10 protein-coding genes are annotated in these 11,627 nt (G+C 71.7%); 5 read left to right on the top strand and 5 right to left on the bottom strand.

Features of this window, described 5'->3' with window-relative positions:
- Positions 1–285 precede the first annotated feature (285 nt).
- The 5 genes from U870_RS0114705 (at position 286) to U870_RS0114685 (ending at position 6,216) form a co-directional block, all read left to right on the top strand.
- Positions 286–1,296, top strand: a complete 1,011-nt coding sequence (locus U870_RS0114705; protein WP_025158142.1) for a hydroxyacid dehydrogenase — start codon at positions 286–288, stop codon at positions 1,294–1,296.
- A 52-nt stretch (positions 1,297–1,348) separates the two neighbouring features.
- Positions 1,349–2,770: an aldehyde dehydrogenase family protein gene (locus tag U870_RS0114700; protein ID WP_025158141.1), complete on the top strand. Its 1,422-nt coding sequence runs from the start codon at positions 1,349–1,351 to the stop codon at positions 2,768–2,770.
- A 128-nt stretch (positions 2,771–2,898) separates the two neighbouring features.
- Entirely contained in the window at positions 2,899–4,212 is a 1,314-nt protein-coding gene (locus U870_RS0114695) for an ABC transporter substrate-binding protein (RefSeq protein ID WP_025158140.1), read from the top strand.
- 139 nt (positions 4,213–4,351) lie between these two features.
- Complete coding sequence (locus U870_RS0114690; protein ID WP_025158139.1) at positions 4,352–5,320, top strand: carbohydrate ABC transporter permease; 969 nt, start codon at positions 4,352–4,354, stop codon at positions 5,318–5,320.
- Positions 5,317–6,216: a carbohydrate ABC transporter permease gene (locus U870_RS0114685; RefSeq protein WP_025158138.1), complete on the top strand. Its 900-nt coding sequence runs from the start codon at positions 5,317–5,319 to the stop codon at positions 6,214–6,216. Before U870_RS0114690 ends, U870_RS0114685 begins: the two co-directional genes overlap by 4 nt.
- A 335-nt stretch (positions 6,217–6,551) precedes the next feature.
- Here U870_RS0114685 and U870_RS0114680 read toward each other — a convergent pair whose 3' ends face one another.
- The 5 genes from U870_RS0114680 to U870_RS0114660 form a co-directional block, all read right to left on the bottom strand.
- Entirely contained in the window at positions 6,552–7,532 is a 981-nt protein-coding gene (locus U870_RS0114680; protein WP_025158137.1) for a LacI family DNA-binding transcriptional regulator, read from the bottom strand.
- A gap of 9 nt (positions 7,533–7,541) precedes the next feature.
- Entirely contained in the window at positions 7,542–8,570 is a 1,029-nt protein-coding gene (locus U870_RS0114675) for a LacI family DNA-binding transcriptional regulator (RefSeq protein ID WP_025158136.1), read from the bottom strand.
- Between the two features lie 120 nt (positions 8,571–8,690).
- A complete protein-coding gene (locus U870_RS22660; protein ID WP_205288770.1) occupies positions 8,691–9,212 on the bottom strand; it encodes a hypothetical protein in 522 nt (173 codons plus the stop codon).
- Positions 9,209–10,585, bottom strand: coding sequence for an aldehyde dehydrogenase AldH (gene aldh, locus U870_RS0114665; protein WP_025158135.1), 1,377 nt, complete (start codon positions 10,583–10,585; stop codon positions 9,209–9,211). The genes U870_RS22660 and aldh overlap by 4 nt, the downstream gene beginning before the upstream one ends.
- Positions 10,586–10,692: 107 nt before the next feature.
- Complete coding sequence (locus tag U870_RS0114660) at positions 10,693–11,589, bottom strand: BadF/BadG/BcrA/BcrD ATPase family protein (RefSeq protein WP_025158134.1); 897 nt, start codon at positions 11,587–11,589, stop codon at positions 10,693–10,695.
- Positions 11,590–11,627 lie beyond the last annotated feature (38 nt).

The following is an 11,627-nucleotide window of genomic DNA, read 5'->3' as shown; positions in this document are numbered from 1 at the left end:
CCCCACTCCGCCCACTCCACCCCCGCTCATCGAGTTGTCACGACACGCCGCCGGCAGCCACACCCGGACGGCATGTCGCGACCAATCGCTCGCCTGGCAGCTCCAGCTCCACGTCGAGTGGTCATGACGCGCCGTGTGCGCGCTCCCGCGCGGCGAGTCGCGACCACGAGGCGGAGGCCCGAGAGCGCCTCCCGAAGTTCTTCTTGACGAACGGGGATCGGCGGACGCATACTCGGGAATGCGCATTCTGGGAATGCGCAATCCGCCCCACCCGAGGAGTCGACGATGACAGCACGACGCACGCCCGTCGCCGCGTTCGCCATGCGGCCGGACCTGCCCGAGCTGCTGTTCGGCGCCGACCACCTGGCGGCGCTCGTCCGCTCCGCCGAGCTCGACCCGGGCCTCACCATCACCGATTTCGCCGCCGCCCCGGCCGGCCTCCTCGACACCGTGGAGGTCCTCATCACCGGCTGGGGCGCTCCTCGCATCGGCGCCGCCGAGCTCGACCGGATGCCCCGGCTGCGCGCGATCGTCCACGCCGCCGGCACGGTCAAGGGCCACATCGACGACGTGGTCTGGGAGCGCGGCGTGCTGGTCACCAGTGCGGCGAGCGCCAACGCTTACCCGGTCGCGGAGTACACGCTCGCGATGATCCTGCTGGCCGGCAAGCGGGTCCCGGACTACATCCGCGGCTACGCGGCCGATCCGCAGGTCTACGCCCACGAGCCCGACCCGGCGATCGGCAACTTCGGCCGCACCGTCGGCATCGTCGGCGCCTCCCGCGTGGGCCGCCGGGTGATCGAGCTGCTGGAGCCGTTCGACATCGACGTGCTGCTCTACGACCCCTACCTCGCCGCGGGCGACCCCGTGCTCCGCCGCGCCAGCCGCGTCGGTCTCGACGAGCTGTTCGAGCGCTCCTCGATCGTCAGCGTGCACGCTCCGCTGCTGCCCGAGACGGTCGGGATGATCGGCGCGGCGCAGCTCGCACTCCTCCCCGACGGCGCCACGCTCATCAACACCGCCCGCGCGCCGATCGTCGAGCAGGAGGCCCTCACCGCCGCCGTGCGCGACCGCGGCCTGCGCGCCGTGCTCGATGTCACCGACCCCGAACCGCTCCCCGCCGACCACCCGCTGCGGACCCTGCCCGGCGTCGTCCTCACCCCGCACGTCGCCGGCGCGCTCGGCACCGAGCTGCGGCGCCTCGGCGAGTGCGCCCTGCACGAGGTCGAACGCTTCGCTGCGGGCGAGCCGGCCGAACATCCCGTCACGAAGGAAGCTCTGATCGCCGTTGCCTGAGACTGTCACCGTACCCAGCCCGTCCCCTTCGCCCGCCCAGGAGGCACCCACCATGCGCGAACTGCGCGACTACGACGTCCAGGTGTTCATCGACGGCCGGTTCGAGCGACCCGAGGCCGGCGACGGCCTCCCCGTGCTCGACAAAGCGGCCGGCGTCCCGTTCGCCAGCTACGGCAACGCGTCCCCGGCCCAGGTCGACCGCGCCGTCGAGGCGGCGCGCCGCGCCCAGCCTGGGTGGGCGGACGTCGACGCCAACACCCGTTCTGCCATCATCCGCCGCTTCGCCGAGGAGCTGGAGAACCGGCGGGACGAGCTGCTCACGCTGCTCATCCGTGAGACCGGTGGCACGCTCGAGAAAGCGGAGGAGGAGCTCGGCCAGTCGATCACCCAGCTGAACAACTCCGCGACCCAGCTGACCGAGAACGCGGGCAGCATCCTCCCGCCGTACAAGCAGGGCAAGCTGTCGCTCTCGCGTGCCGTGCCGCTCGGCGTCATCGGGCTGATCGTCCCCTGGAACTACCCGATGAGCCTCGCGATGCGCGCCCTCGCACCGGGACTCGCCTACGGCAACGCCGTCGTGCTCAAGCCGGCGGAGCTCACGCCGGTCGCGGGAGGCCAGATCCTGGCCGAAGCCGCACTCGCGGCGGGCGTCCCCGCCGGTGTCTTCGCGGTCGTCCCGGGAGACGGGCCGACCACCGGACGGACGCTCAGCGAGCACCCGGGCCTGAACCTCATCCACTTCACCGGCTCGTTCGAGGTCGGCCACCAGATCGCCAACTTCGCCGCCCGCACCTTCACCCCGGTCGCCACCGAGCTCGGCGGCGACAACGCGTTCGTCGTGCTCGACGACGCCGACATCGACCAGGCGGCCAGCTGCGCGGTGTGGTCGGCGCTCTGGTACCAGGGGCAGACCTGCATCAGCGCCGGCCGGCACATCGTGCAGCGGGAGGTCGCGGACGCGTTCACCGAGGCCGTCGTCGAGCGCGTGCGCGCCCTCCGCGTCGGAGACCCGCTCCGCGAGGAGGTCGACCTCGGCCCGATCATCAGCGAGACCCAGCTGCGCCGCTTCGCCGATGGTCTCGTCGCCCCCTCGATCGCCGCCGGTGCGACGGTCGCGACGGGCGGCACCCACGACGGCCTCTTCCACCGCCCGACCGTGCTCACCGGGGTCACCCCGGAGATGCCCGTGTTCACCGAGGAGATCTTCGGCCCGGTGATGCCCATCACCGTCGTCGATTCCGAGGCGGAGGCGCTCGCCCTCGTCAATCGGCACCGCACGCTCATGAACTCCGTCTTCACCGGCGACCCGATGCGCGGGCTCGCTTTCGCGGAGCGGGTGCAGAGCAACGAGGTGCACGTGAACGACGGGTACGCCCGCCACGGCGGCGAGGGGCAGCTCGCCGGCTTCACCCGCCGGCAGTGGATCGGCCTCCAGACCTCCCCCGTGCGCTACCCCGCCTGGGCCGAGGGCTGAGCCGCACGCCCCGCAGACCGCACGAACCGCACAGACCGCACAGACCGCACAGACCGCACGAATTGTACAGACCCCACGAACCGTACAGACCCCACCGCACCACGAAACCATCGAAGGAGATGCACACAGTGAGGAAGTCAACGCTGAGGACCATCGGCGCGATCGTCGGCGTCGCCGCCGCGACCGCCACGGTCCTGACCGGCTGCTCCAGCTCGCCGAGCGGAAGCTCGACGTCGGGCGGCAAGGTCACCCTGTCCTATGTCAACTGGGACGGCGGCATGCAGGCCGTCGTCGACGAGTGGAACAAGGCCAACCCGGACATCCAGGTCAAGCTGACCAAACCGTCCGGCACCGGCTACACGCTCTACAACAAGCTCATCACCAACAACAAGGCCGGGACCAACCCGGACGTCACCGAGGTCGAGTACCAGGCCCTCCCGGCGCTCATCGCCAACAAGGTGGTCATCCCGATCGACGAGTACGTCGGAGACCTCTCCAGCGACTTCTCGAAGTCGACGCTCGCGCAGGTGCAGTTCGAGGGCAAGACCTACGGCGTGCCGCAGAACGTCTGCCCGATGGTGTTCTTCTACCGCAAGGACATCTGGGACTCGCTGGGCCTGACCCCGCCGAAGACCTGGGATGAGTACGCGGCGGACGCGGCCAAGATCCACGCGGCCGACCCCTCCAAGTACATCGGCAACTTCACCGCCGCCGACCCGGGCTGGTTCGCCGGTCTCGCGCAGCAGGCGGGCGCCAATTGGTGGAGCGCCTCCGGCGACACCTGGAGCGTGAACATCAACGACGCGGCCAGCAAGAAGGTCGCCGACTACTGGAGCGGCCTCGTGGACCAGGGCGTCGTCAGCCCCGAGCCGAACTGGTCCGCGCAGTGGAACACCGACATGAACAACGGCACCCTGGTCGGCTGGGTCGGCGCGCAGTGGGCGCCCAACCAGCTCCCGTCGATCGCGAAGGACACCGCGGGCAAGTGGGAGGCCGTCGCGCTCCCCGCCTGGACCGCCGGTGACACCACCGTCGGCATCTGGGGCGGCGAGACCGAGGCGGTCACGGCCAACTCGAAGCACCCCGCCGAGGCCGCGAAGTTCGTGAAGTGGATGAACTCCTCCAAGGAGGGCGTCGCGTCGCTGATCAAGAACGTCCAGGTCTTCCCGGCGAGCCTCTCGAACCAATCGGCTCCCGAGCTGCAGACCCCGCCGCCGTTCATGTCGAACCAGCCCGACTACAACACGCTGATGGCGACCGTCGCCAAGGGCGTGCGGACCTTCGACATCTGGGGACCGAACGCCAACGTCACCTTCGACTCGTACTCGAACGCGTTCGCCGCGGCCCTGCAGAACAAGACCGCGCTGTCGGCCGCGCTGGACACGATGCAGTCGGCCACGGTGACCGACATGAAGAAGATCGGGTTCAAGGTCGCCGGCTGACCTCCCGGATCCGCCCCGGGCGGGGGTGACGCGACCATCCCGTCGCCTCCGCCCGGCACCACCCCGCCATCCGCTCGACCCGCACCACCCCGCTTCATCCGCACCACCCCCTCCAGCCCCGTCCGAGGAGAATCAGCACATGGCCGTCATCGGAGACAGCACCGCACCGCCGGCGCCGGCACGCACCGGCCGCCGCGCCTCCCCCGCCCCGGCGAGCACGCGTCGTCGCCGCCGCGGACCCACCCTTCTGCCCGTGCTGCTGGTCACCCCGGCGGTCGTCCTGCTGCTGCTGTTCACGGTGGCGCCCGGAATCTACGCGGTCGTCCTCAGCTTCCTGCAGCTCAAGGTGGGCGGCGGACTGCTCGGCGGCGGCGAACCCACCGAGGTGTTCGCCGGGTTCGCCAACTACATCAGCACCCTCGTCGATCCGGAGTTCTGGGCGAGCCTCGGCCGGATGCTCATCGTCGCCCTCATCGGGGTGCCGCTCACCATCGTGCTCGCGACCGTCTTCGCCCTCTGCCTCGACGCCAAGCGCGCCCGGCTCGTCGGCATCACCCGGCTCGCGATCTTCCTGCCCTACGCCGTCCCGGGTGTGGTCGCCTCCCTGCTCTGGGGCTTCATGTACCTGCCGGCCACCAGCCCGATCGGCGGCCGTGTCATCGACTACTTCGGCAGCACGGGGATCTTCTTCTCGGTCGCCAACGTCGCCGTGTGGGGTGTCGTCGGGTTCAACATGGTCATCCTCTACACGGCGGTCCGCAGCCTCCCGAAAGACCTCTTCGAGGCGGCGGAGCTCGACGGCGCCTCCGAGCTGCAGATCGCCCTGCGCATCAAGCTGCCCCTGATCGCCCCGGCCATCACGATGGTCGCCCTCTTCTCGGTGATCGGCGCGCTGCAGCTGTTCAACGAGCCGACGACGCTCAAGCCGCTGGCCAACGCGATCTCGTCGACCTGGGTGCCCCTGATGCGCGTCTACACCGACGCCTTCGTCAACAACAGCATCTACGAGGGCGCCGCGACCTCGTTCATCCTCATCGTCATGACGGTCGCCGCCACGGTGCTCGTCAACGTGATCGGCCGGCGCATCGCCCGGAGGGAGACCCGATGACCACCCTGACCAGCGAACGGGCCGCGACGCCCCGCGCCGCGAGGGCCCCGCTCCGCACCCGCTCGGGCGTACGGATCGTACCGACGCTCATCCTCATCGTCGGCGCGCTGTACTGCGTGCTGCCCGTGCTCTGGATCGTCATCGCGTCGACCAAGACCAACGACCAACTGTTCTCCACTCCCCCGTTCGTGCCCTCCTTCACCGGCGGGTTCTGGACCAACATGGAGGCGCTGTTCACCTACAACAACGGCATCTTCGGCCGCTGGGCGCTCAACTCCGTCGTCTACGCGATCGGCGGAGGCGTGCTCTCCACCGTCGTCGCGGGCGCCGCAGGCTACGCGCTCGGCAAGTACCGGTTCACCGGGTCGAAGTGGATCTTCCGGCTCATCGTGGCGGCCGTCCTCCTGCCGCAGATCATGCTCGCGATCCCGCAGTTCCTGCTGATGGCGAAGTTCGGGATGACGAACAACTACGCGTCGGTCATCCTCCCTCAGCTGGTGTCGCCGTTCGCGATCTACCTCTGCAAGATCTATGCGGAGGCCTCCGTGCCCGACGAGATCATGGAGGCGGCCCGCATCGACGGCGGCAGCGAGTGGCGGATCTTCTGGTCGGTCGGTTCGCGGCTGATGATGCCCGCCCTGGTCACGGTGTTCCTGCTCCAGTTCATCGGCATCTGGAACAACTTCCTGTTGCCGTTCGTCATGCTCAACAACGACCAGCTGTACCCGCTGACCCTCGGTCTCTACGGATTGATGATCATCACCGGCGGCCAGGCGGCGCAGTACTCGATCGTCATCGCCGGCGTGCTGGTCTCGATCGTGCCGCTCGCCATCCTCTTCCTGTCGCTGCAGCGCTACTGGAAGATCGACCTGATCTCGGGAGGCGTGAAGCTGTAGCCCGGCCGATCCAATGGTCACGACATGCCGCGCTGGAGGGCGCGCCGACGGCGTGTCGTGACCACCGGATTCCGGCGTCGGGGGGTCGGGAAGGAGGTCCTGCGGGACCGGTGCTCGAACGTACGGACTGGTGCAGGGGTGCACAGCATCGCACGGAGCGCACCGATCGCCCAGGGGCCGCGGAACGTCGCTCCGGCCTCGCCGGAGCGACTTTCTGCGTCCCCTGCGGTGCAGCTCCTGTCACGACATGCCGCGGTGCGGGGACCCATTCTGTCGCTCCGGCGGGGCCGGAACGACGATGTGCGTCCCCGCCGCGCGCGGCGGGCGCGGGAGCGTCAGCGGCGCGGGGTGGAGGCGCGCAGGCGCACCACGGCCGGGATCGGCGCCGCGGGCACCGGGTCGTCCGCCAGCGCCAGCTCGAGGGCGCGCGCGCCGAGATCGGCCAGCGGCAGCGCGACCGAGGTGAGGGCCGGCGTCACATCCGCGACGAGGGGGATGTCGTCGAACCCGGCGACCGCGACCTCCGTGCCCGGCGCGATGCCGGCCTCCCGCAGCGCCGCCATCGCTCCGATGGCCATCACGTCGCTGACCGCGAAGACGCATTCGGGGCGGTCGCCCGCCGCCAGGAGGTCGCTCATCGCGAGGTGCCCGCCGGCGCGGGTGAAGTCCGTGTGGACGACACGGGCCGAGGGGATGACGGACCGGAAGCCGTCGACACGGTCGCGCACGGTGACCAGCTCCGCGGGGCCGGCGAGCACGGCGACGTCCCGGTAGCCGAGCGCGAGCAGCTCGGTCGCGAGCGCGGCCGCCCCGCCGCGGTTGTCCACGTCGACGGTGCGCAGCCCGGGCGCGCCGGTGCCGATCACGGCCACCCGGTCGCGGGCCCCGACACGGGTCTCGGCTCCGGCCACACGGCTGCCGGCGAGCACGACGGCGCGCGGGCGCTGGCCGCGCAGGGCATCGAGCGCCGCCTCCTCACGGGCCGTCGACTCCGGGCCCGCATACGCACCGGTGGCGGTGATCGTCACGATCAGCCCGCGCTCGTCGGCGACGCGCACGACCCCGGACGAGAGGGAGGCGAAGTACGGGTCGGCGATGTCGCCCACGACGAGCGCCACCACGTTGCTCGTGCCGCGGGCGACGGCCTGCGCCTGCACGTTCGCGCTGTAGCCGAGCACGCGGGCGGAGGCGAGCACGCGGTCCTGCAGCTCGGGGTTCACCTTGCGGGCGCTCCCGTTGAGGGCGCGGGAGGCGGTGGCCAGCGAGACGCCGGCGTGCGCGGCCACGTCGGACAGGGTGGGGGCGTTCTCGCTCACAGCCCCAACCTACCGGCGCACCGGAGGCGTGGAGGCACGGATGACCGGGTGCGCCGGCACGGTGCGGCCTCCCCCGTCGGCGTCGAGCGCCCGGCGAACGGTCTCCTCCGCGACCTGATCGAGCGGCACATGCACCGTGGTCAACGGAGGGACCACGTCGCGCAGCGTCGTGATGTCGTCGAAGCCCGCGACGGCCACGTCCTGCGGGATGCGCCGGCCCCGGTCGCGCAGCCCCGCGATCGCGCCGAGGGCCATGTCGTCGGTGATGGCGAAGACCAGCTCGAGTGCGGCGAGCTCGTCGTCCGGGAGGTGGCGGATGTACTCGCGCGTGCCCTCCCACGAGAACTCCGGGTAGGCCACGGTCGTCTCGCCGCCGAACCCCTCCACGAAGCCGTCGACGCGCTGCTGCATCGACAGCAGCGGTGTGCCGCTGCCGAGCACGAGCGCGCGCCGGTAGCCCAGGGTCGCCAGCTCCGCCGCCAACTCGCGCGCACCCTCGTGGGTGTCGAACGTGACGGTCTCGAACGGCAGATCGGTCCGGCTGATCAGCACGACCTTGCCGCCGGTCTCCTCGAAGCGGCGCAGCTCGGCGACCAGCTCGTCGCCGTTTGGCGGGTCGACGTAGCCGGTGCCGGCGAGCACGATCGCCCGTGGCTGCTGCCCGCGCAGTTCGCGCACCAGTTCGAGCTCGCGGTCCACCCTGCGGTCGGTGACGGCGATCGAGACCCGCAGCCCGTAGGTCTCCGCCTGCTTCATCAGCGCGGCGGCCATCGCCGAGAAGTAGGGGTCGGAGATGCCGCCGATGACGAGCGCGATGGTGCCGGAGGTGCCCCGGGCGATCGCCTGGGCGGCCAGATTGGGCGTGTAGCCGAGCTCGCGCGCCGCTTGCAGCACGCGGGTGCGATAGTCCTCCGCGACGGTGCGCGTGCTCCCGTTGAGCACCCGCGAAGCGGTCGGCTGGGACACCCCGGCATGCCGCGCGACGTCGGTCAACGTCACCGGACGGCGCGGCGCCGCATCGCTCTGAGCCTCGACCACAGAGTCACCTTACCGGGTCGCCGGAGTCGTGGGAATGCGCATCCCCGCGGGTCGGCGGGATGGCCGCGACACGATCGCGTCGCCCGCCCCGGCGGGCGTCGCCGAACCGTCCGGCCGGGCCTACATCACCGCCATGGCGGCGAGCATCCCGCCGCAGACCACGGCCGAGACGATCGTGTGCGCGCGCACCGCGCGGCGGGCGAGCAGGACGCGGACGACCACCCATCCGGTCACCGCCGCGACGACGAGCGCGATCGCGAGCGGAGCAGCGGCGACGGCGAGATGGTGGTGGGAGACGGGATCGGCGTCGCGGGCGGTGGCCCCACGCACAGCGCCCCCGCCGGCCCCGGCGACGGCCCCGGCCCCGGTGAACGCGGCTCCCACCATCACCAGAAGCATCGCCCAGAGGTCCGCGAGGTGCTCGCGCGCGAACGCGGACGTCCGCGCCGCGCGCGCGTACGCGATCGAGAGCAGCGCGAGCCCAACCGCCGCAGCGCAGAGTGCCGCCGGGCTGCCGGCCAGGCACGCCAACACCATCAGAGCGGCGGGAGGGACCTCGTGCGCGAGCGCGACGGCGAGGCCGTGCCGCGACGTCCGCTCCCCGAAAGGACGGACGCCCGGCACGGCCCCGGCGGCGCTCACGCGCGCCAGACGGTCTTGATGTTGGTGAACTCGCGGATGCCGAGGGCGGAGAGCTCGCGGCCGTAGCCGGAGTCCTTCACCCCGCCGAACGGCAGCTGCGGGAAGGAGGCGGTGAGCCCGTTGACGAACACGCCTCCGGCCTCGATGCCCTGCTGGAAGAAGTCCGCCTCCGCGTCGTCCCTCGTCCACACGCTCGAGCTCAGCCCGAAGTCCGAGTCGTTCGACCGCTCCACCGCCTCCTGGGCCGAGGCCACCTCGTAGAGGCAGGCCACAGGCCCGAAGCACTCCTCGCGGTAGATCCGCATCTCGGGCGTGACGTCGCGGAGCACGGTGGCCGGGTAGAACCAGCCGGGGCCGTCCGGCAGCACTCCGCCGGCCAGCACGGTCGCCCCCTTGGCGATCGCATCGGCGACCAGCTCCTGCGTGTCACGACGCACCTGCTCGGTGGCGAGCGGGCCGAACGAGGTGGCCTCGTCGAACGGGTCGCCGGTCACCTGGGCGCGCATCCCGGCGACGAACGCCTCCTCGAAGGCGGCGTAGACGTCGGTGTGCACGTAGTAGCGCTTGGCGGCGATGCAGCTCTGGCCGGAGTTCTGCACCCGTGCGTTCACCCCCGCCGTCGCCGCAGCCGCGACGTCGGCGCTCGGCATGACGACGAAGACATCCGTTCCGCCCAGCTCCAGCACGGACTTCTTGATGTTGCGTCCCGCGGCCTCGGCCACGGCCGACCCGGCCCCAACCGACCCGGTCAGGGTGACGGCGCGGATCCGGCGGTCGTCGATCAGCGGTGCGACCGCTCCGCCCTCGACCAGCACCGTCTGGAACGCGCCCGCCGGGAAGCCGGCGCGCTCGAACAGGGACCCGAGGTAGAGGGCGCTCTGCGGGACGCTGGAAGCGTGCTTCAGGATGCCGGTGTTGCCCGCCATCAGCGCGGGCGCGGCGAACCGGATGACCTGCCAGAACGGGTAGTTCCACGGCATCACCGCGAGCACGGTGCCGATCGGCTGGTAGCGCACGGCGACCGCGGAGGCGCCGACGTCGCCCGCCGCGACCGGGTGCTCGTCGGCGAGGTACTCGGCGGCGTGGTCGGCGTACCAACGCATCCCCCTGGCCGACTTGGCCACCTCGTACTTCGCGGTGCCGATGGTCTTGCCCATCTCGGTCGTGACCAGGGCGGAGACCTCGTCGAGCTCGGCGTCGAGCAGGTCGGCGGCGGCGTGCATCCACGCCGCGCGCTGCTCGAAGGTGGTCGCGCCCAGCCCGCGGTACGCGGCCTCGGCGGCCGCGAGGATGCCCTCCAGCTGCTCCGGCGTGTGCGGCTCGAACGTCTTGAGGGTCTCGCCGGTGGCGGGATTGACGGTGGCGATGGCCATGTGCTGACTCCTTTGTTCTGCGTGAGGCGGTGGTACGGGTGGTTCGGTGGAGCGGGTGGTTCGGTGGTCCCGCGGTGGGCTGCGGACCGCGCGGGAGGCCCGGTGGCTCAGACCACCAGGCGACGGGCGAGTGCGACGGCGCCGGCGACCGGCGCATCCCGGAGCGGCACGACGGAGAGTCCGGGATGCGCACCCTCCAACGCGTCCCGGAACGCCGCGAGCAGCCGCGGCTGGTGGGCGAAGACGCTGCCGGCGACGACCACGTCGCGCCCGGTCGCGCCGCGAGCGAGGAGCCGCCCGACCAGCTCTGCGAGGCTTCCCGCAGCGCGTTCGACGACGCCGGTGGCGAGCGCCGAGCCCGCGTCCGCCGCCGCGAACACGGCGACCGCGCGCGGCCCCCAGTTCTCCGGCGTCGGCTCGTCGTTCACGGCGCGTGCGAGCGCCGGGGCGGAGGAGACGGCGAACGCCTCCAGGAGCGCGGAGAGCAGGCCGTCGTCGCCCGCGCCCTCGTCCTCGGCACGCAGGGCGGCGATGGTCGCCTCGCGCACGACGGCGGGAGCGCCGCCCTCGTCGCCGATGACCCAGCCCCACCCGCCGGCGAACAGCGTCCGGCCCTCGGCATCCGACCCGACGGCGATCGAACCGGTCCCGGCGATCACACCGATGCCCGACGGCAGACCGGCCGCCGGCACGAGCAGTTCGGCGTCGTTGGCCACCGCTGCACGGTAGCCGAGACCGCCCAGCGCCTCCCGCAGCTCTCGGGCGTGCTCGACGGTGTCGAGGCCTTGGGCCCCCACCCCGAGAGCGGCGACGGTCGTCCCCTCGGGGAGCACGCGCAGGATGCGCTCGTGCAACCACCGAGCGGCATCGCCCGCCGGCGAAGCGCTCCATTCCTCCGCCGGCAGGGCGACGTCGACGACGCGCGAGCCATCGAGGGCCTCCGCGCGCACGCCGAGCTTGGTGCCACCGGCATCCAAGCCCACGATCAGTTCGGCCGCAGCCATTCCTCCAGCCCTCACGCGACCCCTCCCGCATGGTGACA

The organism is Leifsonia aquatica H1aii (assembly GCF_000633535.1).
Classification (GTDB): Bacteria; Actinomycetota; Actinomycetes; order Actinomycetales; family Microbacteriaceae; genus Leifsonia; species Leifsonia aquatica_A.
This window is presented reverse-complemented; position numbering and strand designations above follow the sequence as displayed.

What these genes read in the sequence shown, in the direction of transcription:
- U870_RS0114705 (WP_025158142.1), top strand. Translation starts at nt 286, where the DNA reads ATGACAGCACGACGCACGCCCGTCGCCGCGTTCGCCATGCGGCCGGAC.
- U870_RS0114700 (WP_025158141.1), top strand. Translation starts at nt 1,349, where the DNA reads ATGCGCGAACTGCGCGACTACGACGTCCAGGTGTTCATCGACGGCCGG.
- U870_RS0114690 (WP_025158139.1), top strand. Translation starts at nt 4,352, where the DNA reads ATGGCCGTCATCGGAGACAGCACCGCACCGCCGGCGCCGGCACGCACC.
- U870_RS0114685 (WP_025158138.1), top strand. Translation starts at nt 5,317, where the DNA reads ATGACCACCCTGACCAGCGAACGGGCCGCGACGCCCCGCGCCGCGAGG.
- aldh (WP_025158135.1), bottom strand. Translation starts at nt 10,585, where the DNA reads ATGGCCATCGCCACCGTCAATCCCGCCACCGGCGAGACCCTCAAGACG.
- U870_RS0114660 (WP_025158134.1), bottom strand. Translation starts at nt 11,589, where the DNA reads ATGGCTGCGGCCGAACTGATCGTGGGCTTGGATGCCGGTGGCACCAAG.